Source organism: Bradyrhizobium barranii subsp. apii (genome assembly GCF_011516635.5).
In the GTDB taxonomy this organism is placed as follows: domain Bacteria; phylum Pseudomonadota; class Alphaproteobacteria; order Rhizobiales; family Xanthobacteraceae; genus Bradyrhizobium; species Bradyrhizobium barranii.
On the sequence record NZ_CP096255.1, the window covers coordinates 1,646,102 to 1,667,500 of the forward strand.

General features: G+C 64.7%; 18 protein-coding genes, 1 rRNA gene and 1 riboswitch (1 of these 20 running past the window's edge). Of the genes, 10 read left to right on the forward strand and 9 right to left on the reverse strand.

Annotation, left to right across the window (positions count from 1 at the left end):
* Window positions 1-176: 176 nt before the first annotated feature.
* The 4 genes from ftsE to HAP41_RS07820 all read left to right on the forward strand — a co-directional run bounded on the left by ftsE (window position 177) and on the right by HAP41_RS07820 (window position 3,359).
* The gene (gene ftsE, locus HAP41_RS07805) at window positions 177-836 is read left to right on the forward strand and encodes a cell division ATP-binding protein FtsE (protein WP_014491659.1); all 660 of its coding nucleotides are present in this window, start codon (window positions 177-179) and stop codon (window positions 834-836) included.
* Window positions 829-1,797 (forward strand): cell division protein FtsX, encoded by a 969-nt coding sequence (locus tag HAP41_RS07810; RefSeq protein ID WP_063985782.1) that lies wholly within the window; start codon window positions 829-831, stop codon window positions 1,795-1,797. The genes ftsE and HAP41_RS07810 overlap by 8 nt, the downstream gene beginning before the upstream one ends.
* Window positions 1,798-1,869: 72 nt before the next feature.
* Complete coding sequence (locus HAP41_RS07815; RefSeq protein ID WP_166103800.1) at window positions 1,870-2,574, forward strand: YdcF family protein; 705 nt, start codon at window positions 1,870-1,872, stop codon at window positions 2,572-2,574.
* Window positions 2,575-2,585: 11 nt separating this feature from the next.
* Entirely contained in the window at window positions 2,586-3,359 is a 774-nt protein-coding gene (locus HAP41_RS07820; protein ID WP_166103797.1) for a lysophospholipid acyltransferase family protein, read from the forward strand.
* Here HAP41_RS07820 and HAP41_RS07825 read toward each other — a convergent pair.
* Entirely contained in the window at window positions 3,356-3,967 is a 612-nt protein-coding gene (locus HAP41_RS07825; RefSeq protein ID WP_166103794.1) for a gamma-glutamylcyclotransferase, read from the reverse strand. The two genes, HAP41_RS07820 and HAP41_RS07825, sit on opposite strands and share 4 nt — an antisense overlap.
* A 110-nt stretch (window positions 3,968-4,077) precedes the next feature.
* On the opposite strand from HAP41_RS07825, the gene HAP41_RS07830 reads away from it, so the two are divergent.
* The gene (locus HAP41_RS07830; protein ID WP_166103791.1) at window positions 4,078-5,262 is read left to right on the forward strand and encodes a DUF2125 domain-containing protein; all 1,185 of its coding nucleotides are present in this window, start codon (window positions 4,078-4,080) and stop codon (window positions 5,260-5,262) included.
* 106 nt (window positions 5,263-5,368) lie between these two features.
* On the opposite strand, the gene HAP41_RS07835 is transcribed toward HAP41_RS07830, so the two are convergent.
* From HAP41_RS07835 to HAP41_RS07845, 3 genes are read right to left on the reverse strand one after another with little or no spacing between them, the layout of a single operon-like run.
* Window positions 5,369-6,307 (reverse strand): prephenate/arogenate dehydrogenase family protein, encoded by a 939-nt coding sequence (locus tag HAP41_RS07835; RefSeq protein ID WP_014491665.1) that lies wholly within the window; start codon window positions 6,305-6,307, stop codon window positions 5,369-5,371.
* Complete coding sequence (locus HAP41_RS07840; RefSeq protein ID WP_063986730.1) at window positions 6,304-7,398, reverse strand: pyridoxal phosphate-dependent aminotransferase; 1,095 nt, start codon at window positions 7,396-7,398, stop codon at window positions 6,304-6,306. The genes HAP41_RS07835 and HAP41_RS07840 overlap by 4 nt, the downstream gene beginning before the upstream one ends.
* Window positions 7,399-7,434: 36 nt before the next feature.
* Window positions 7,435-8,283 (reverse strand): chorismate mutase, encoded by an 849-nt coding sequence (locus HAP41_RS07845; protein ID WP_166103788.1) that lies wholly within the window; start codon window positions 8,281-8,283, stop codon window positions 7,435-7,437.
* 217 nt (window positions 8,284-8,500) lie between these two features.
* A riboswitch (SAM riboswitch) is annotated at window positions 8,501-8,580 on the forward strand.
* Window positions 8,581-8,665: 85 nt separating this feature from the next.
* On the opposite strand from HAP41_RS07845, the gene metX reads away from it, so the two are divergent.
* Window positions 8,666-9,868, forward strand: a complete 1,203-nt coding sequence (gene metX / locus HAP41_RS07850; RefSeq protein ID WP_166103785.1) for a homoserine O-acetyltransferase MetX — start codon at window positions 8,666-8,668, stop codon at window positions 9,866-9,868.
* 15 nt (window positions 9,869-9,883) lie between these two features.
* Window positions 9,884-10,546 (forward strand): methionine biosynthesis protein MetW, encoded by a 663-nt coding sequence (gene metW / locus HAP41_RS07855; protein ID WP_063985776.1) that lies wholly within the window; start codon window positions 9,884-9,886, stop codon window positions 10,544-10,546.
* Window positions 10,547-10,605: 59 nt separating this feature from the next.
* On the opposite strand, the gene HAP41_RS07860 is transcribed toward metW, so the two are convergent.
* Complete coding sequence (locus HAP41_RS07860; RefSeq protein WP_166103782.1) at window positions 10,606-11,469, reverse strand: alpha/beta fold hydrolase; 864 nt, start codon at window positions 11,467-11,469, stop codon at window positions 10,606-10,608.
* A gap of 215 nt (window positions 11,470-11,684) precedes the next feature.
* Here HAP41_RS07860 and HAP41_RS07865 point away from each other — a divergent pair, with 215 nt between their 5' ends.
* The gene (locus HAP41_RS07865) at window positions 11,685-12,371 is read left to right on the forward strand and encodes an NlpC/P60 family protein (RefSeq protein WP_063985774.1); all 687 of its coding nucleotides are present in this window, start codon (window positions 11,685-11,687) and stop codon (window positions 12,369-12,371) included.
* Between the two features lie 125 nt (window positions 12,372-12,496).
* On the opposite strand, the gene HAP41_RS07870 is transcribed toward HAP41_RS07865, so the two are convergent.
* Complete coding sequence (locus HAP41_RS07870) at window positions 12,497-13,285, reverse strand: MOSC domain-containing protein (protein ID WP_166103780.1); 789 nt, start codon at window positions 13,283-13,285, stop codon at window positions 12,497-12,499.
* 241 nt (window positions 13,286-13,526) lie between these two features.
* On the opposite strand from HAP41_RS07870, the gene clpB reads away from it, so the two are divergent.
* The gene (gene clpB / locus HAP41_RS07875; protein WP_166103778.1) at window positions 13,527-16,169 is read left to right on the forward strand and encodes an ATP-dependent chaperone ClpB; all 2,643 of its coding nucleotides are present in this window, start codon (window positions 13,527-13,529) and stop codon (window positions 16,167-16,169) included.
* A 79-nt stretch (window positions 16,170-16,248) separates the two neighbouring features.
* Here clpB and HAP41_RS07880 read toward each other — a convergent pair whose 3' ends face one another.
* From HAP41_RS07880 to HAP41_RS07890, 3 genes are all read right to left on the reverse strand, one after another.
* Window positions 16,249-16,515 carry a hypothetical protein gene (locus HAP41_RS07880; RefSeq protein ID WP_166103776.1) on the reverse strand — a complete coding sequence of 89 codons (267 nt, stop codon included), beginning with the start codon at window positions 16,513-16,515 and terminating at the stop codon, window positions 16,249-16,251.
* An 83-nt stretch (window positions 16,516-16,598) separates the two neighbouring features.
* Entirely contained in the window at window positions 16,599-16,808 is a 210-nt protein-coding gene (locus tag HAP41_RS07885) for a hypothetical protein (RefSeq protein WP_414643262.1), read from the reverse strand.
* 155 nt (window positions 16,809-16,963) lie between these two features.
* Window positions 16,964-19,021, reverse strand: a complete 2,058-nt coding sequence (locus HAP41_RS07890; protein WP_166103773.1) for a M23 family metallopeptidase — start codon at window positions 19,019-19,021, stop codon at window positions 16,964-16,966.
* Window positions 19,022-20,155: 1,134 nt separating this feature from the next.
* Here HAP41_RS07890 and HAP41_RS07895 point away from each other — a divergent pair.
* Window positions 20,156-21,399: ribosomal RNA gene (locus HAP41_RS07895) — 16S ribosomal RNA — on the forward strand (it continues 245 nt past the right edge of the window).

Sequence of the window (21,399 nt, forward strand, 5' to 3'; positions counted from 1 at the left end):
CGAGCCTTGATGCACGGACTGGTCTTGACGATGCTCCGGTCGCGGAGAGCCGGGCATCCCAGATGCTACAGAGCGACCGTTAACGAACCGGAAACCATAACGGTCGCAAAACCCGTTGATCGCGCGTGGCGGAGCGCAGCAGCGCCGCCCGCGCCCCCTCTCGAACGGAGCTGAGCTTGGTTCGGTTCGAAAATGTCGGATTGCGTTACGGACTGGGGCCGGAGATTCTGCGCGACCTCAGTTTCGAGATTCCGGCGCATTCCTTCCAGTTTCTCACCGGCCCGTCCGGCGCCGGCAAGACCTCGCTGCTGCGCCTCTTGTTCCTGTCGCACCGGCCGACGCGCGGCCTCGTCAACCTGTTCGGCCACGACATCTCGCAGCTCGGCAAGGACGAGATCGCGGATTTGCGCAAGCGCATCGGCATCGTGCTCCAGGACTTCCGCCTGCTCGACCACATGACGACCTATGAGAACGTCGCCTTGCCGTTCCGCGTCATGGGCCGCAGCGAATCGAGCTACCGCAAGGAGGTGATCGACCTGCTGCGCTGGGTCGGCCTTGGTGACCGCATGGACGCGCTGCCGCCGATCCTGTCCGGCGGCGAGAAGCAGCGCGCGGCGATCGCGCGCGCCGTGATCTCGCGGCCGCAGCTCCTGCTCGCCGACGAGCCGACCGGCAGCGTCGATCCGACGCTCGGCCGCCGGCTGCTGCGGCTGTTCATCGAGCTCAACAAATCGGGCACCGCCGTCATCATCGCCACCCACGACATCGGCCTGATGGACCAGTACGAGGCGCGACGCTTCGTGCTGCACCAGGGGCGGCTGCACGTCTATGAGTAGGCCCGACGACCGCGGCGTGCTGGTCGATCTCGGACAGGAGCGTCCGCAGCTTCCGCCCAAGGCGCGCAACATGTCGCCGATCGTGCCGCGCGCCTCGATCCACGGCCGCGCGCTGGTTGCCGTCGTCGCCATCATGACCTTCCTCGCCTCGATGACCACGGGCACGGTGCTGCTCGTCAGTGCCTCCGCCGCGGAATGGCAGTCGGACGTTGCAAGCGAAATCACCATCCAGGTCCGCCCGCAGACCGGCCGCGATCTCGATCGCGACACCGCGGCAGTGACGGAGGCCATCCGCGCGCAGGCCGGCATCATCGAGGTCAAGCCGTTCACCAAGGACGAGAGCGGCAAGCTGCTCGAGCCCTGGCTCGGCACCGGCCTGTCGATGGATGATTTGCCGGTGCCGCGCATGATCATCGCGCGCGTGCAGCCCGGCACGCCGCTCGATCTCGGCGCCTTGCGCGCGCGCGTGACCCAGGCCGCACCAAGCGCCAGCGTCGACGATCACCGCGCCTGGATCGAGCGGATGCGCTCGATGACCAACGCCACCGTGCTCGCCGGCATCGGCATCCTCGCACTCGTCATCATCGCGACCATCATCTCGGTCTCGTTCGCGACCCGCGGCGCCATGGCGGCGAACCAACCGATCGTCGAGGTCCTGCATTTCGTCGGTGCCGGCGACCGGTACATCGCCAACCGCTTTCTGCGTCACTTCCTCAGGCTGGGCCTGGAGGGCGGCGTGATCGGCGGCGGCGCCGCCATGCTGGTGTTCGGCTTCTCCGAGTCGATCGCCGGCTGGTTTTCCGGGACCCCCGTCGGCGACCAGTTCGCAGCCCTGCTCGGCACCTTCTCGCTGCGGCCGTCGGGCTACATCGTGCTCGCCGTGCAGGCGGTGCTGATCGGCGCCATCACCGCGGTTGCCTCGCGCCAGACGCTGTTCGCGACGCTGAATGATGTCGATTGAGCTCGATAAACCGGACTCCACTTCGCCTCAAAACGTCCTAAAATCATCCGGGGAAGGGATCACCGACATCATATGACCGCGCCGACTGACGATCGATCGCCGAAATTGCCGCGCGGCTGGCTGCGCGCGGCATTGGTATCGACGATCGCGTTCGTCTTCGTCGGCGCGGCGGCGGGCTTCATCGCCTTCCTGGCGCAATTGCGCGGCGCTGAGATCGCGCCGGACCGCAAGGCGGACGGCATCGTGGTCCTGACCGGCGGCTCCTCGCGGGTGTCGGATGCGATGGAGCTCCTGGCGGCCGGCTACGGCAAGCGGCTCCTGATCTCCGGCGTGCACCCGACCTCGACGGCGAGCGACATCTCCCGGACGCTGCCGGAGAACCAGTCCTTCATGCATTGCTGTGTCGATCTCGACCGGACCGCGGTCTCGACCCGCGGCAACGCGGCGGAAGCGCGGCGCTGGGCCGAGGGGCGCGGCTTCAGATCGCTGATCGTCGTCACCTCGAACTATCATATGCCGCGCGCGCTGGTGGAGTTCTCGCATGCGATGCCGGAGACCACGCTGATCCCGTTCGCGGTGGTCGGCGAAAAATGGCGTGAGGAGCCGTGGTGGACCTCGGCCTCCACCTTGCGGCTGCTCTTGTCCGAATACGTCAAATACATCGCCGCCGAGCTGAGGGTGCGGCTGGAGGATTTCGGGATTGACCTTTCGCCCGAGATGTCGGAGCAGCCTGCTGGCGTGGCGCCGAAGCGGCCCGCCACGGCACAGGCCAATTGATCGGATCATCGATGTTTTTGATTTTCCTGCGCTCGCTCCTGTTCAACGTGCTGTTCTACGCCGTCCTGGTGTGCCTCGCGATCGTGGCGCTGCCGACCTTCGCATTGCCGCCGCGCGCCATGCTGACGGTCGCGCAATGGTGGGCGAAGGCGACGCTGTTCCTGATGCGCGTGATCTGCAACATCAAGGTCGAATTCCGCGGGCAGGAGAAGATCCCGGCAGGGCCGCTGGTGATCGCGGCGAAGCATCAGTCGTTCTGGGAGACCTTCGTGCTGCCGGGCTTCTTCAACCGTCCGATCTTCATTCTCAAGCGTCAGCTCATGCAGATCCCGGTGTTCGGCCAGTTCCTGGTCAAGACCGGAATGATCGCGATCGACCGCAAGGCCGGCGTGAAGGCGCTGCTGGACATGACGCGGCGGGCGCGCGACGCGGTGCGCGCAGGCGGGCAGCTCGTGATCTTTCCGGAAGGCACACGCCGGGCGCCCGGCGCTGCGCCCGATTACAAGACCGGCTTTGCGCAGATCTATTCGTCGTGCGGCGTGCGGTGCCTGCCGATCGCGCTCAATTCCGGCCTGTTCTGGCCGCGCCGCACCTTCATGCGCTATCCCGGCACGCTGGTGGTCGAGTTCCTCGATCCGCTGCCATCAGGCCTGCCGAAAGAAGAGTTTCTCTCGCGCGTGCAAACCGCCATCGAAGACGCGACCGGCCGCCTCGTCGAAGCGGGCCGGAAAGAGCAGGAGCAGTTGATCGGCTCGTCGCCGAGCTACGCGCCGTCGCAGCGCTAGCGGTTCTCTCGATCTTCTGCGGGAGCCGGCGCGTGCAGGGAATGCGCATCACCATGCAGCATGGTCGCGAGCTGATGCAATTGCGTGTCGCGAAAACCTTCGGCCTCGATCGCCTTTACCGTCGCCGTCACGTAGTCGCGGTTGGCGCCGGATTGGCCATGGCCCTGGACGACATGGCGATGCTGGTCGGCGAGCGACAGCCGGCCGGCATACTGGACGCGGCCGCGGTCGACGACATAGGCGAGCGCGGAGACGCGCTGTCGCGCATCGTTCTCAAGCCACACCGAGCGCATCACCTCGCGATAGACGGACGTGACCTGCTCGCGCGCCCGCAGATAGGCGACGACGTCGGCGCGGTCCTTCTCGGCGACGCGAAAAGCAATGCCGCGGCAGGCGCCGCCGCGGTCGAGTCCGAGCACCAGGCCCGGCTGCTCCGGCGTGCCGCGATGCACGAAGGAATAGACGCAGAGCGCGCGGTGCTCGCCGACCAGCCGCGCCGGGACGCGTTCCCTGAATTCGAAGCCCGGCCGCCACATCAGCGAGCCATAGCCGAACACCCAGAGATCGCCCTTGGCTGTGGTGACGGAGGGGAGGGTAATTTCCGACATTTCGGGCACGGCTACCAGAACGACGGCCCCAAGCGAAGTGAATTCTCGGCCTTTCGGCGCGGCCGAACCCCGCTTACATTTGACAAAATCTGGGGTCAAAGGGTCGCCGCATGTCAGATATGACCGTTGCCACAGGCCGCCGCCCCCGTCGGGGCCTTTTCATCGCCCCCATTATCCTCCTGATCCTCGCCGTCGCGTGGAGCTGTTTTTGGTTCTATGCGGCCTCGCAGGCCGAAATCGCCGCAGACGCCTGGCGGGCGCAGGAGGCCAAGTCCGGCCGCATCTACGATTGCGCCAAGCGCTCGATCGCCGGCTTCCCGTTCCGCTTCGAGGTCCAGTGCTCCGGCGCCAGCGTCGCCCTGGTGTCGCAGAACGCCAGCAAGACGCCGTTCACGGCGAAGCTCGACAACATCCTGGTCATCGCCCAAGTCTACGATCCCAAGCGCGTCATCGCCGAATTCTCCGCGCCGGCGACGCTCACCGACGGCGTCACGCAAAACACCTTCGTGGTGAATTGGAGCAAGGGCCGCAGCAGCGTGTTCGGCCTGCCGGCGGTGCCGGATCGCGCCTCCATCGTGTTCGACGATCCCGTCATCAATCGTCTCGACGGCAGCGTGCAGGTGCCGCTCGCGCGCGCCAAGCAGGTCGAGCTGCACGGTCGCCTCGCAGACGGCTCGCGGTCGGATCATCCTGTGATCGAGACCGTGCTGCACGTCGCGCAGGGCAGCATCCAGGGTGTTCATCCCCTGCTCGCCGAGCCGTTCGAGGCGGACACGCGCGCGAAGATCACGGGCCTCTCCGACCTCACGCCAAAGCCGTGGCCGCAACGCTTCCGCGAGATCCAGGCCGCCGGCGGTCACATCGAGATCGTGCAGTCGCGGGTCCAGCAGGGCGAGATGATCGCGGTTGCGGCCGGCACGCTCGGCCTCTCGGCCAATGGCCGACTCGACGGCGAATTGCAGATGACCGTGACCGGCCTCGAGCGCGTGATCCCGGCGCTCGGCATCGAGAAGATGCTGGAAGAGGGTGTGCCGCAGGCAACCCTCGACCGCGTTGCGCCCGGCGTGAAGTCGCAGGACCTCAACAATCTGTTCGGCGCCCTCGACCGCGCCGTTCCCGGCCTCGGCAAGGTCATCAAGCAGAACGCCAATGCCGGCGTTGCGGCCGGCATCAATTCGATCGGCACCGAGAGCACGCTTGAGGGCAAGAAGGCGAGGAGTTTCCCTCTGAAGTTCGTCGACGGCGCCGTGCTGCTCGGCCCGGTCAAGGTCGGGCAGATCCCGCCGCTGTATTGATGCCCCGTCATTGCGAGCGAAGCGAAGCAATCCAGACTTTCTCCTCGGAAACAGTCTGGATTGCTTCGTCGCTGCGCTCCTCGCAATGACGGAGGAGAGAGGGTGTCTACGGCTTCTTGCCGAGCTGCGCATGCGGCCGGCCGAAATCCGGCGCTGCCGAATCCTGGCCGATCTCGACGATGCCGCGGCGGATGGCGCGGGTGCGGGTGAAGTGGTCGAACAGCGCCTCGCCGTCGCCGCGGCGGATCGCGCGGGTGAGCTTGGCGAGATCCTCGGTGAAGGTGCCGAGCATCTCCAGCACGGCTTCCTTGTTGGCGAGGAAGACGTCGCGCCACATCGTCGGGTCGGACGCGGCGATGCGGGTGAAATCGCGGAAGCCGCCGGCCGAGAACTTGATCACCTCGGACTCCGTCACCTGCGCCAGCTCGTCGGCGGTGCCGACGATGGTGTAGGCGATCAGATGCGGCAAATGGCTGGTGATCGCGAGCACGAGATCATGATGATCCGGCGTCATGATCTCGACCTTGGCGCCCATCGCCGCCCAGAACGCGCGCAGACGATCGGTGGCCGCCGCATCGACGCCTTCCGGCGGCGTCAGGATACACCAGCGGTTGATGAAGAGCTCGGCGAAACCGGAATCGGGACCCGAATGCTCGGTGCCCGCGACGGGATGCGCGGGCACGAAATGAATGGTCTTCGGCAGGTGCGGCGCCATGTCCCTGACGATCGCACCCTTGACCGAGCCGACGTCGGAGACGATCGCGCCCGGCTTGAGATGTGCAGCGATCTCCTGCGCCACTGGCCCGCAGGCGCCGACGGGAATGCAGAGGATGACGAGATCGGCATCCTTCACCGCTTCCGCATTGGTCGCCACGACCTGGTCGACGATGCCGAGCTCCAGCACCCGCGCGCGCGTCTTCTCCGAGCGCGCGGTGGTGACGATCTCGGAGGCCAAGCCCTGGAGCTTCGCAGCGCGCGCGATCGAGCCGCCGATCAGGCCGAAGCCGATCAGCGCAACGCGCTGGAAGTGCGGTGTGGTGCTCATTTGCCGGCCATGAAGTCGCGCAGGCCCTCGACGACGAGGCGGTTGGCCTCCTCGGTGCCGATGGTCATGCGCAGCGAATGCGGCAGGCGGTAGTTCTTCAGCGCGCGCAACACCAGCCCGCGCTTGGTAAGATATGCGTCGGCCTCGTCCGCGGTCTTGCCATTTTCCGGGAAGTGGATCAGCACGAAATTGGCGACGCCCGGCGTCACCTTCAGTCCGAGCTTGCCGATCTCCTCGGAGAGCCAGTTGCGCCAGGTCTCGGTGAACTGCTTCGACATCGCCTGGTGCGCAGTGTCCTCGATCGCTGCGACCGCGGCATACATCGCCGGCGTCGACACGTTGAAGGGACCGCGGATGCGGTTGACCGCGTCGATGATGTGCTCGGGACCGAACATCCAGCCGACGCGCAGCGCGGCGAGGCCGTGGATCTTGGAGAAGGTGTGCGTCACCACGGTGTTCTCGGTGGTGGCGACGAGCTCGATCCCCATCTCGTAGTCGTTGCGCGAGACGTAATCGGAATAGGCGGCATCGAGCACCAGCAGCACGTGCGACGGCAGGCCGGCGCGCAGCCGCTTGACCTCGTCGAACGGCACATAGGTGCCGGTCGGATTGTTGGGATTGGCGAGCCAGACCAGCTTTGTCTTCGGCGTCACCGCCTTGAGGATGGCGTCGACATTGCAGGTGAGGTTGGTCTCCTGCGCGACCACGTTCTTGGCGCCGACCGCCATGGTCGCGATCGGGTAGACCAGGAAGCCGTGCGTGGTCGAGATCGCCTCGTCGCCGTGGCTGAGATAGGTGTGGGCGAGCAGATTGAGGATCTCGTCCGAGCCGGCGCCGCAGATGATGCGGTTGGGGTCGAGCCCGAAAGAGCGCCCGATCGCTTCGCGCAGCACGCGCGAGGTTCCTTCCGGATAGTCTTCCAGATGCGCCGCCACGTTCCTGAACGCCTCGATCGCCTTGGGCGAGGGCCCGAACGGCGTCTCGTTGGCCGAGAGCTTGAACACCTTGCGGCCCGGCTCAGCCACCGGGCTCTTGCCGGGCGTGTAGGGCGCAATATCGAGAATGCCGGGATTCGGCACGGGGCGGGACATCTTCAACTCCGGAAGTAGCTTTAAGCGGTACGCGATCTACGATTTCGACCCGGTCGGGGGCACCGTATAGCGCGTTGCGTGGCTGCCGACGAGGGCCGTGGAGCGCACCGAGGCCCCCGCTTCGATCAGGGCAGCCCCGATCTTGTCGATGCTGGTGGCGCTCGTGACCGAGACCAGCAGCGCCGCGCCGTCGAAGGCGGTATCGGGCACCGCCACGATCTCGGCGAGCGGCGACAGCGCCCGCGCGACCTCGGCGTTCCACCCGGACACGCGCACGCTGAAGGTCTCGACCTCCGTCACCACGGCGCTGTCGGCGACGCGGGAGATCGCGAACACCGGCAGCGCGGCCGGATGGTCGGCGCGCTCGACGAAGGGCATCCGCGCGATGATCTTCGGCGCGCCGTCTGCTTCCAGCTCCAGCCACCATGGCGTGCGGCTCGAGGTCGCCGAGACCAGCGCCAGATCGCCCTTGGACTTCGCCACCGCTTCGACCGCGGCCTGCGCGCTGAAATGCGCGACGTAAGGCACCGTGAAACCGAAATGGAAGCGCACGGAATCGCGCATCGCCGGCTCGCTCACCGAGATGTCGGCATGCACGGAGAACGGCGCTTGGACGTAAGTGAACGTCGAGATGATGACGCGCCAGATGCTCTCGACCGTGTCGAGCGGCAGGATGCCGCGATGGCGCTGGACGATGTCACGCATCATGGCGGCCTCGCGCGCCGGGCGGAACGCCGAGCCGACCTCCTGGGTCTGCTTCACCTGGATCAGGCGGTCGATGATGTCGCCGCGCTGCATCAGGAGACGATGCATGCCCTCGTCGATCGCGTCGATCTCCTTGCGCAATTCTTGGAGCGATGGTGGCGCGGGCGGACGTTGGGACATATCTGCGAGATGCTGGTGAGAGGCGTTCCAATGCGGGTCGGCCAAGGCCCATCGGCGAGGCCGGATCCGCTGCGATCGACGTCCTGATTAGGCAGTCGGCGCGGCGAAAGCAAAGAGAAATGCAAAGGGAAACCGGGCCTTTTCGGCCGGCCTTTCAGGGATGAATTTGGCTAATCCGGACCGTGACTTGACGAAAACCGCCCAAGACAGTAGCTTTTGCCCGTTCCGTGGTCATTTGAGCCGGCCGGCTTGCAGCCACGTTAAAAAACTCGCTAAACAGGCCGGGGACGCTTCCGATCCCGGCCGAACCTATCGTTCAGGCCGGGTTTTTCATGGCCTGATTCCAGCGGCAGCCTGACGGGTGCCGCAAACGAGGTCGATGATGGTTGGCGTGAAGCCCGTGCCGAGTCCCGCGATCAGTGCCGACGACCGGTCGCATGAGGCGGATCATCCGAATTCGCAGGTCGCGCAGTTTGGCGCCGAGCAGCCGCTGCGGCTCGATTGCGGCATCGATCTCACCCCGTTCCAGATCGCCTACCAGACCTATGGCGAGCTCAACGCCGATCGCTCCAACGCGGTGCTGATCTGCCATGCGCTGACGGGAGATCAGCATGTCGCCAACGTGCATCCCGTCACCGGCAAGTCGGGCTGGTGGGAGACGCTGGTCGGTCCCGGCCGACCTCTTGATCCTCAGCACTACTTCATCCTTTGCGCCAACGTGATCGGCGGCTGCATGGGCTCGACCGGGCCGGCCTCGATCAATCCGGCGACCGGCAAGGTGTGGGGCCTGGATTTTCCCGTCATCACCATTCCCGACATGGTGCGCGCGCAGGCGATGCTGATCGACCGGCTCGGCATCGACACGTTGTTCGCGGTGGTCGGCGGCTCGATGGGCGGCATGCAGGTGCTGCAATGGACCGCGGCCTATCCCAAGCGCGTGTACTCCGCGCTGGCGATCGCCTGTTCGACACGGCACTCGGCGCAGAACATCGCCTTCCACGAGCTCGGCCGCCAGGCGGTGATGGCCGATCCCGACTGGCACAACGGCCGCTACACCGATCAGGGCATCCATCCGCATCGCGGACTTGCGGTGGCACGGATGGCCGCGCACATCACCTATCTCTCGGACGCCGCGCTGCATCGCAAGTTCGGCCGCCGCATGCAGGACCGCGAGCTGCCGACCTTCTCGTTCGACGCCGATTTCCAGGTCGAGAGTTACCTGCGCTACCAGGGCTCGTCCTTCGTCGAGCGGTTCGACGCCAACTCCTATCTCTATCTGACCCGTGCGATGGACTATTTCGACATCGCCGGTGACCACGGCGGCGTGCTGGCGAAAGCGTTCGCGGGCATCGAGACGCGCTTCTGCGTGGTCTCCTTCACCAGCGACTGGCTGTTCCCGACCTCGGAATCGCGCGCACTGGTGCATGCGCTGAACGCGTCGAGCGCGCGGGTGTCGTTCGCCGAGATCGAGACCGATCGCGGCCATGACGCCTTCCTGCTCGACGTGCCCGAATTCTTCGATATCGCCCGTGCCTTCCTGCAATCGGCAGGGAAGGCGCGCGGGCTCACCGCCAGGATTGACTGACAAGGACGGCTAGCGATGTCTGTGCAGGAAGTGCTGCCGCTGGGCGGCGTTGCGACGGAGCAGTCCGGCCAGTTTCGCGCCGATCATCTGCTGGTCGCCGAGATGGTCAAGCCCGGCTCGAAAGTGCTCGACGTCGGCTGCGGCGAGGGCGATTTGCTCCAGCTTCTGGAGACCCGCGGCATCGACGGGCGCGGCATCGAGCTGTCGCGCGAGGGCGTCAACCGCTGCGTCGCCAAGGGCCTCGCGGTGGTGCAGGGCGATGCCGACACCGATCTCGTCAACTATCCCGACGACGCCTTCGATTACGTCATCCTGTCGCAGACGCTGCAGGCGACGCGGCAGCCGCGGGTCGTGCTGGAGAATCTGCTGCGCATCGGCCGCCGCGCCATCGTGTCGTTCCCGAATTTCGGCTTCTGGAAGATGCGGCTCCAGCTCCTGGTCGGCGGTCACATGCCGCGCACCGAGAATCTGCCGGCGACCTGGTACGACACCGCCAACATCCATTTCTGCACCATCAAGGATTTCGTCGAGCTCTGCGACGCGATCCACGTCAAGATGGAGCGCGCCGAGGCGTTGGATCTCTACGGCCGTCCATTGCGGCTGCGATTGCCGTGGTGGGTGTGGAACATGTTCGGCGAGCAGGGCGTGTTTCTGCTCACGCGCGGGCAGGGGAAGTAGCTGCCGTCATTCCGGGCCTGCGCCTGTCGGCGCATCCCGGAATGACAGCGACTGGCAGCCTAATGCGCCGCCAGCGACCGCGGATCGCGCACCGGCCAGCGCCCGGCTTCCACCAGCGTCACGAACCGCTCCACGCTCTCGTTGAACAGCGCGGGCTCTTCGAGATTGAGCACGTGGCCTGATTTCGGAAACATCGCGAGGCCCGCCGCGGGCAGGTGCTTCTTCAGGAACAGGCTTGCTCCGACGCAGGGATCGTCTTCGTCGCCGCAGATGATCAGCGCCGGTGTCGCTACGCCTCTGATCGCGTCGGTCATCGCAAAGATCGAGGGACGGCCGCCCTGGAAGCCGCGCATCGTGTTCGCGGAGCCTTTGGCATCGTGGCGCGCCAGCGCGGCGTAGAAATCGGCGTGGCCGCGCGGGTCCTTCACGAGGAACGGAATCCGGCTCGGCGCCTCGCGTGTGACCTTTGCGACCTCGGCGGAGCCGAGCGTCTCGAACTGCTCGGCATTGGCGCGGCACTGCTTGCGCCAGTTGTCGAGATTCTCGATCTCCGATCCTGAGCCCACGCCGGCCAGCGTCATCGACAGCGCGCGCTGCGGCGCGTTCAACCCGATCTGGAGCGACGAATAGGCGCCCATCGACAGGCCGACGAGATGCGCGCGCTCGATCTTGAGATGATCGAGCACCGCGAGCGCGTCGGTGTAGAAATGCTTGTAGGTGTAGACCTCGCCATCAGGCACGTCCGACGGGGTGTAGCCGCGCGCGGAATAGGTGATGCAGCGATGGCCGCGCGAGAAGTAGCGCATCTGCGGCTCCCAATTGGTGTAGTCGGCCGCGAACTCATGCAGAAAAATAATCGGCGTTCCCTGACCCGCTTCTTCGAAATAGATGCGGACGTCGTCCCTGGTCGTGGCGTGGGGCATTAACTGTTTCCCTCTCTTCAAGCCGCCTTTGGAGAATTGCAGTTAACGTTGTTGTCCGCAATGCGGCAGCCTCACGCCAGCACCGGCACAAAATCATCGCAGCCATTCGCGGGCGTGGCGTCTTTTTCTCGCCACATCCGGCGGCTTAACGGCCAGACGGATGCCGGCCATCGCACGGGCCGATTGGGGAAGTGGGGTGTCAAGAAGGATGAAGTATGTTGGAGTTGTTTGCGTCTCGCCTGTCGCGTTGTGTTGTCGCGCTGGCGATTTTCTTCGCGGCGGTTGCCGCGTTCGTTTCTCCGGCCTCAGCGCGGCCGCATCATCGTCATAGCGCAGAGCGGCACGCTTACGTGCACCACGCCAGACATCATCATTACCGTCATTATCGCCACCATGCCCGCAGCTCGCGCTTCGAGCGCGGCGCGGCGCAGTTGCAGGCGAGCGGCTTCGCCGACACCCAGGCGAGCTACAATCCGAACGCCAATGTCGGCGGCATGGCCAACAACGGAATGACCAATCCTGGAATGGCCAATAGCGGTGGCGGCTTCGGCGGCGGATCGGGCCTCGTGTCCGAGGCGCGCCGTTATATCGGCGGCAATCCGACCGGGCGCGGCAGCCTGTGGTGCGCGCGCTTCATGAACATGGTGCTGCAGCATACCGGCCATCAGGGCACCGGCTCCGACATGGCGAGCTCGTTCGCGCGCTACGGCACGCGTGTCTCCGGTCCGCAGGTCGGCGCCATCGCGGTCATGTCGCGCGGTCGCCGGGGCGGCCATGTCGGCATCATCACCGGCGTGGACGCGCAGGGCAATCCGATCATGATTTCCGGCAACAACGGCAATCGTGTTCGCGAGGCGCCGGTCTCGCGCGGCCGGATCTATGCGTATGTGATGCCGAACTGACGACGGAGCCGTAGGGTGGGCAAAGGCGCGCAAGCGCCGTGCCCACCGGCGGTGCAACGGAGTTAGATGGACCGGAGTGGTGGGCACGCTTTCGCTTTGCCCACACTACGGCAGCGGCGGACGGCTCACACCAATCTCGGCGCTTCCACCGCGATCGCGTCACCGACGCCGATCTCGCCGTCGGCGATCACCTCGGCATAGATGCCGCAATCCATGTGGCCGAGATTGCGCGAGAGCGTCGGCGGTATCTCGAGATCGCGCTGCGCGGTCTTGGGATCGACGTTGACCGCCGGGCAGCGGACGATGCGCTTGACCACCTTGAGCCGGGCCTCGCCGATCGCCAGCGTCTCGCCGACGAGGTCGAGCTCGGACCAGGCCGGCCAGCCCTTCACGTAGAGATTGGCGCGGAAGCGCAGTGGATTGATTGCGGCGCCGCCGAGCATGGTCTCGATCGCCCGGACGCTGTCGAGATTGATGATCGATACGACCTTGCGGGCGACGTCCGAAAAGCTGTGGTCGCGGCCGGACAGAACTTTTGGCGGGCCCTTCAGCTCCGGCTGAAAATTCTCCGTGAAATAATCCTCGATGGCGGCGCGCCCGGCAGTGGTCTCCAGATCGCCGCTGGCGACGATCTGGCCGTCCTTGCGGATGGTCAGGCGGTTGGTCGCGTCCTCGAACCGGCTGTCGAGGGACGCCAGCCGCTCATTGCGCGCCAGCATCAGGAACTGGATTTTCGGCTTCCAGGCCGGCGCCTCCGGATCGAAGCCGCTCGGTCCGTTCTCGATGGCGTAGCGGCGGTCGGCGGGCAGGGTCTGGCCGGTCCGCAAGGGGACCCGGGGCAGGGATTCCGGCGTCAGGCCTTTGATCGGGTAACGGTAAAGGCCGGTGATTTCGGCGGTCTGGCTGGCTGTCATGTCGCTACTTAAGGGATTCGACCTGCTGGCGCCAAGCAGGCGGACCCGTGCACGAAATTGTGAACGCGCCTCTTCCGATCCGAGGCCAAGCTTCCCACATCTGGGTCAGGCCGGCGCCAGCGCCGGCTGCTAACGACCGCTGCCGGTTGAGGAACGTCAACGCGTCCAGCGGAAACCCAATGAAGATGCCGTTTGGAGTGCCTTAGAGGGCTCCAGGGGCAGGCCGAGGGAAAGAAAAGACATGAACATCGACAAATATACCGAACGCTCCAGGGGCTTCGTTCAGTCAGCGCAATCGCTTGCGGTGCGCGAGGGGCATCAGCAGTTTTCGACCCTGCACGTCCTGAAGGTTCTGCTGGACGACAATGAGGGGCTCGCTGCCGGTCTGATCGACCGCGCCGGCGGCAATTCCCGCGCCATCCTGAAGGCGACCGAGGACGCCCTCAACAAGGTGCCGAAGGTCTCCGGCGGCGGCGCCGGCCAGATCTATCTGGCCCCCGAGCTCGCCCGCACTTTCGACGCCGCCGAAAAGGCCGGCGAGAAGGCCGGCGACAGCTTTGTCACCGTCGAGCGGCTGCTGCTCGGCCTCGCGCTGGAAAAGACCAGCGAGGCCGGCACGATCCTGGCCAAGGGCGGCGTCACCCCGCAAAATCTCAATGCCGCGATCGAGGCGCTGCGCAAGGGCCGCACGGCGGACTCGGCGACCGCCGAGAACGCCTATGACGCGTTGAAGAAATATGCCCGCGACCTGACCCAGGCTGCGCGCGACGGCAAGCTCGACCCGGTCATCGGCCGCGACGAGGAGATCCGCCGCACCATCCAGGTGCTCTCGCGCCGGACCAAGAACAATCCCGTGCTGATCGGTGAGCCCGGCGTCGGCAAGACCGCCATCGCCGAGGGCCTCGCGCTGCGCATCGTCAATGGCGACGTGCCCGAGACCCTCCAGCACAAGAAGCTGCTCTCGCTCGATCTCGGCGCGCTGATTGCGGGTGCGAAGTACCGCGGCGAGTTCGAGGAGCGGCTGAAGGCCGTGCTCCAGGAAGTCACCGCGAGCGAGGGCAATTTCATCCTGTTCATCGACGAGATGCATACGCTGATCGGCGCCGGCAAGGGCGACGGCGCGATGGACGCGTCCAACCTGCTCAAGCCCGCGCTCGCGCGCGGCGAGCTGCACTGCATCGGCGCCACCACGCTCGACGAGTACCGCAAGCACGTCGAGAAGGATGCGGCGCTGGCGCGGCGCTTCCAGCCGATCTTCGTCAGCGAGCCCTCCGTCGAGGACACCATCTCGATCCTCCGCGGGTTGAAAGACAAGTACGAGCAGCACCACGGCGTGCGGATCACCGATTCCGCGCTCGTGGCGGCGACGACGCTGTCCAACCGCTACATCACCGACCGCTTCCTGCCGGACAAGGCGATCGACCTCATGGACGAGGCCGCTGCGCGGCTGAAGATGCAGGTCGATTCCAAGCCGGAAGAGCTGGATTCGCTCGACCGCGAGATCATCCGGCTCAAGATCGAGCAGGAAGCTCTCAAGAAGGAGAGCGATCTCGGCTCCAAGACCCGTCTCGAGGGGCTTCAGAGGGAGCTCAGCGAGCTCGAAGAGAAATCCGCGGCCCTGACGTCGCGCTGGAGCGCGGAGAAGAACAAGCTCTCCAACGCCCAGAAGCTGAAGTCGGAGCTGGACGCGCTGCGCGTCGATCTCGCCGACGCACAGCGGCGCGGTGAATTCCAGAAGGCCGGCGAGCTGGCCTATGGCCGGATCCCGCAGCTCGAGAAGCAGCTCGCGGACATCGAGGCGCGTGAGGGCTCCGGCGATATGATGGAGGAGGCGGTCACCGCCAACCACATCGCGCAGGTGGTCTCGCGCTGGACCGGCGTGCCCGTCGACAAGATGCTGGAGGGCGAGAAGGAGAAGCTCCTGAAGATGGAGGAGCAGCTCGGCAAGCGCGTCGTCGGCCAGGCCGAGGCCGTGCGTGCGGTCGCGACCGCCGTGCGCCGTTCGCGCGCGGGCCTGCAGGACCCGAACCGGCCGACCGGCTCGTTCATGTTCCTGGGGCCGACCGGCGTCGGCAAGACCGAGCTGACCAAGGCGCTCGCGGAGTATCTGTTCAACGACGAGACCGCGATGGTCCGCCTCGACATGTCCGAGTACATGGAGAAGCACTCGGTCTCGCGGCTGATCGGTGCGCCTCCGGGCTATGTCGGCTATGACGAGGGCGGCGCGCTCACCGAAGCGGTGCGGCGCCGGCCCTATCAGGTCGTGCTGTTCGACGAGATCGAGAAGGCGCATCCTGACGTCTTCAACGTCCTGTTGCAGGTGCTCGACGACGGCCGCCTCACCGATGGCCAGGGCCGTACCGTCGATTTCCGCAACACGCTGATCATCATGACCTCGAACCTCGGTTCGGAGTATTTGGTGAATCAACCGGAGGGCGAAGACACCTCAGCCGTGCGTGAGCAGGTGATGGGAATGGTGCGCGGGCATTTCCGGCCCGAGTTCCTGAACCGTGTCGACGAGATCATCCTGTTCCACCGCCTGCAGAGGAGCGAGATGGGCCGGATCGTCGAGATCCAGTTCGCCCGGCTGCAGAAGCTGTTGACCGATCGCAAGATCGTGCTGACGCTCGATGCCGCGGGCCGCGACTGGCTTGCTGCGAAGGGCTGGGATCCCGCCTACGGCGCAAGGCCACTGAAGCGCGTGGTCCAGCGCTACCTCCAGGATCCGCTCGCCGAGATGATCCTGGCCGGAGACGTCAAAGACGGGGATACGGTCGCGATCTCGTCCGAAGGCAACGTGCTGACCTTCAACGGCAAGGCGCAGCAGACCGCGGAGATCGCCCAGTTCGAGGCGCAGCCGGCGTCGAAGCGGAAACTGAACTGATCGTCGCGCTCACTGCAAAACGAAAAATCGCCCCGGAGAGGCCAACTCTCCGGGGCGATTTGCTTTGACGAGGTTCGCTCTAGTTGACCGCGGATGTTGAGCCGGGTTCGGCTGGACCTTGCTCGTCGCTGTCCTCTTCGAGCTCCGACAGGATGTCGACAAGCTCGCGCACGCGTCCGTGCGCCAGCGGGCGCAAATCATTGATCATCGGCTCGTCATTGGCGAGCCATGCCTGGGCTTCGGCGAGTTCCTCGACCGTCGCGCCGGTTCCGATGATCTGGGCGATGGTGACTTCGTCGGCCCGATCCACGGTCTTGACGACATCGTCGCGTGAGAGGCGCCGCATGGGGATCCTCCTGTTGGTCGGCTTCCGTCAGCATTTAACCGGCAAACTCGCGTGCCGGTTCCACCGGGCAGGTTTCCTCCGCGCTACTTCCTGGTGACCTTGTAGATCGTGTTCTCGATATCGGAGGAGAAGTAGATGACGCCGGAGGCGCCGATGGCGACGTCAGTCGGGATGTTGCTGGGCAGGCCGCCGGGTGCACCCATCAGCCCGATCGGAAGATTGGCGGCGATCTCGGTGACCTTGCCGCTGTCTGGCGCGATCTCGATCCGTCGCCTGGCGCCCACTTCCGCCACGATCAGTCTGCCGTCGCTCCCGCGCGCGATGCCTTGATGCCGCTTTGGCAAACAAAACTTGACGTTGTGGCGCGGTGAAGCGACGTCGCTTGACGACGTCGCCTCCAGATCATGTTTTCCAGAGATGTCCGGTCGATTTCGGCCGGTCTAAGGGATCAGCGGTTGGTGACCTGCAACGGGCCGCCGGTTGCGTCCGAAATGCGGGCGATGGCGCCATTGCGGCCGCTCATCATGGCGTCGAGCCGGTCGCGTTCCTTCTCGAAGCCCGCCAGCACCGTGCCTTCCAGCGAACGGCCGCGCGGCAGTTTCACGCGCAGCGGATCGACGAAGCGGCCGTTGACCAGGATTTCGTAGTGGACGTGAGGGCCGGTCGACTGGCCGGTCGAACCGACGAAGCCGATCACCTGACCCTGCCGGACCTTCTTGCCGATCTCCATGCCCTTGGCGAAGGCCGACATGTGGCCATAAGCCGTCTCGTAGCCGTTGGAGTGCTTGATGCGGATATATTTGCCGTAGCCGCCTTCGGGGCCGACCTTCTCGAGCACGCCGTTGCCGGAAGCGAAGATCGGCGTGCCGTAGGAGGTGGCCCAGTCGACGCCGGTGTGCATCTTCACATAGCCCAGGATCGGATGGCGGCGGCCGCCGAAGCCGGAGCGCATGATGGCGTTGTTGACGGGCTTCCTGACCAGGAATTTTTTCGCGCTCTTGCCGGTCTCGTCATAGTAGTCGACGACGCCGTCGTCGGGGCTCTGGTAGCGGTAGTATTTCTTGGTCTCGCCGCCGACCGTGAGGGAGGCGAACAGCACGTCGTTCTTTTCGTTCGACGTCGTGCCCTCTTCTTCGCCGGCGTAGAACACGTCGAATGAATCGCCCGGCGCGACCTTGCGCTGGAAATCGACGTCGTAGGAGTAGATCTTGATCATGTCCTCGATGACCGGCATCGGGACTTTGTTGCGCATCGCGGTCTCGTAGATGCTCTGGTAGAGCCGCACGCCGGTGCCGTCATCGTCGTCATCGCTGTTGGCGTTGGCCGCGGCATCGGCGACGGTGTTCATGCTGGAGACGTCGACCGCGACGTATTTGCCGAGATCGGACAGCGCCGTGATCGCCTCGACCATGGTGTCGTTTGCAACCACGACGCGATAGGGTTGGAGGCGGGCGCCGGGGCTTGCGGGCGCCATCAGGATGCGGAGTTTTTCGCCTTCCTTCAGGCCGCCGTCGCGGCCGCGCGGGCCGAGCGTCGCGGTGATCGCCTTGATCTCCTCGGCCGTCGCGCCGAGATCGCGCAGGACGGAGCCGACGCTGTCGCCCTTCTTGACCACGTGGACGCGCTCGCCATTGGGATTGCCGCCGGTGATCTGCTCCTTGGTCTTCGGCAGCAGCGTGACGTTTTCCGGCACCACGCGCGTCTCGAAGCCGGCATAGGGATCGGACGCCGACGCTTCGGTGGCGTAGGCCATCTTCATGTCGGAGGGGCCGGTCGCGCCCGAGACGTCGGCGGTGGCATTGGCGAGCGAGGCGTAGCGCACCCCGCCATTGCCGCGCCAGTTGGCGGCGTCGCGCACCCGCATCAGGATGTCGTCGAGCGCCACCACGGCGGAAATCTTGGCCTTCGGCAGCACCGGCGACAGGTCCTTGGTGACGAAGGAGACTTCGGCATCGGGCTCGACGGCCTCGGGATTGTTCGGATCTTCCGCCGCGGTCTTCGGATCGGAGCCGACATCGGTGAGCAGGCGCTGGGCGTTGAACGGCGGGATTTTCGCCGACAGATCGCTCGTCGTCATCGACAGATTGCCGGCGATCCGGACGAACGGGCGCACCCGCATCACATCGCGGTTGCCGACGCGGGCGACGGTGGAGACGCGCACGATGTTGCGCGAGGCCGTGGATTCGTTCGGCGGCGGCAGGCGGTCGCTCTTGTGCAGCGTGGCGGCGCGATCGGCCGCGCCGAATGCGCCGCGCAGCGCGCCTTCGACGCGCTCAGGCACCTTGGCGAAGGTCATCTCACCGTCGAGAGAAGCGAAAACGGCGCCGCCGATCAGGGCTGCGCCGCAGAGTCCGGTCAGAATTGTCCCGCTGAACCATTGCACGGAAACGCGGCGGCGATCGATGACGGCGGCCTCGGAACCATCGACGGACAGCGGCGGCTCGTGGCCGAGATCGATGATCCCGGTCTCACGCCCGTAAGCGCCGCGCGACGTCCTGTGGTTCAAACCAAGTCCCCCAATCAACGACCCAAGATGCCCGTTTTCGAACCTCTCCTGGCCGCCCTCTTAAAGGGGGATCGCCGGAAAAGGCAAGCCGCACAGGCGCCCGCGCTCAGAAAGCCCTCGATGGGGCCGGCCGAAATTACGAACAGCTGGACGGGTAAAGGTCTCTCGATGTCTCTCGAATGTCGGAGGAAGGCTGCGTCATCTGCAAGATCGCCTTCCTCTGACCCCATGAAAATCGCCGGCAGCCCCCACTGGCATCCTACGATTCAAGCTTGTCTGTACCAGAACGCCGCGGGATTGTGGCTCTAGTACGGCGCCTAATATGGAAAAAGTTTCCTGAACGGCCGGGCGCAAGAAGTCCGTCTGGCAGGCGCCGGGGGACCAGGTCTGGCCTGGGGTGGAGCTCGGTCCGGCCTTGGATGGGGCTCGTCTGCCATGGACGAGGGCTCGGTCCGGCCTGGATGGGCCTCCGCCTGTCCGGGCCCCGGGGGTGTCTGGAAGGACGCAGGGGGAGGGTGCCTGGAGAGGCGTCCAAAGCCCCCTCCGGAGCCCGCCGGCGGGCAAACTTTTTCTGAGATTTTTTGCGGTGCAGCTTTGATCCGGCCATTGGCGGCCCTTCTGATTGGCTGGAATCGCTGGTTTTTTTCGACGATCCGCCGTGCGACGATTTGTTGACAATGGGCGTTGACAATCCCGGGCGGGGGGGGCTATAACCCGACCACTGAGCGCGGCGCCGCCGGGTCACTGACCAAGGCGAGCGAACGCGCCACTGATGCTCCTCACCTTGTTGAGTGACACAACAATCGACGTAAGTCGATTGGAGTTCATTCATCGTCGGTAAGGGTGTCGGAACCCTTCCACTCTGGAAGGTTGGGGCCTCCTGGTCCCGGGCTGTTTGACAAGTGAAGATGAAGAAAGAGAAACGTGGACGGCGGAGTCCTTGCGCCTCTCGGACACTGAAGAGCTTCGGCTTTTGAGTTTTGAGAGGGGACGAAAGACTTCGGCGGTACACGTTTTAAAGGAAACACCATCGCTGCCATCGATGTGAATCGCAGGCAGCTCGGCGACTTCGGTTGTCGAAATAATGGTGGGACCTCGTCAAACGTTGTGATCAGCCGGTTCAAAGTTCAAGTCCAACTTGAGAGTTTGATCCTGGCTCAGAGCGAACGCTGGCGGCAGGCTTAACACATGCAAGTCGAGCGGGCGTAGCAATGCGTCAGCGGCAGACGGGTGAGTAACGCGTGGGAACGTACCTTTTGGTTCGGAACAACACAGGGAAACTTGTGCTAATACCGGATAAGCCCTTACGGGGAAAGATTTATCGCCGAAAGATCGGCCCGCGTCTGATTAGCTAGTTGGTGAGGTAATGGCTCACCAAGGCGACGATCAGTAGCTGGTCTGAGAGGATGATCAGCCACATTGGGACTGAGACACGGCCCAAACTCCTACGGGAGGCAGCAGTGGGGAATATTGGACAATGGGGGCAACCCTGATCCAGCCATGCCGCGTGAGTGATGAAGGCCCTAGGGTTGTAAAGCTCTTTTGTGCGGGAAGATAATGACGGTACCGCAAGAATAAGCCCCGGCTAACTTCGTGCCAGCAGCCGCGGTAATACGAAGGGGGCTAGCGTTGCTCGGAATCACTGGGCGTAAAGGGTGCGTAGGCGGGTCTTTAAGTCAGGGGTGAAATCCTGGAGCTCAACTCCAGAACTGCCTTTGATACTGAAGATCTTGAGTTCGGGAGAGGTGAGTGGAACTGCGAGTGTAGAGGTGAAATTCGTAGATATTCGCAAGAACACCAGTGGCGAAGGCGGCTCACTGGCCCGATACTGACGCTGAGGCACGAAAGCGTGGGGAGCAAACAGGATTAGATACCCTGGTAGTCCACGCCGTAAACGATGAATGCTAGCCGTTAGTGGGTTTACTCACTAGTGGCGCAGCTAACGCTTTAAGCATTCCGCCTGGGGAGTACGGTCGCAAGATTAAAACTCAAAGGAATTGACGGGGGCCCGCACAAGCGGTGGAGCATGTGGTTTAATTCGACGCAACGCGCAGAACCTTACCAGCCCTTGACATGTCCAGGACCGGTCGCAGAGATGTGACCTTCTCTTCGGAGCCTGGAACACAGGTGCTGCATGGCTGTCGTCAGCTCGTGTCGTGAGATGTTGGGTTAAGTCCCGCAACGAGCGCAACCCCCGTCCTTAGTTGCTACCATTTAGTTGAGCACTCTAAGGAGACTGCCGGTGATAAGCCGCGAGGAAGGTGGGGATGACGTCAAGTCCTCATGGCCCTTACGGGCTGGGCTACACACGTGCTACAATGGCGGTGACAATGGGATGCTAAGGGGCGACCCTTCGCAAATCTCAAAAAGCCGTCTCA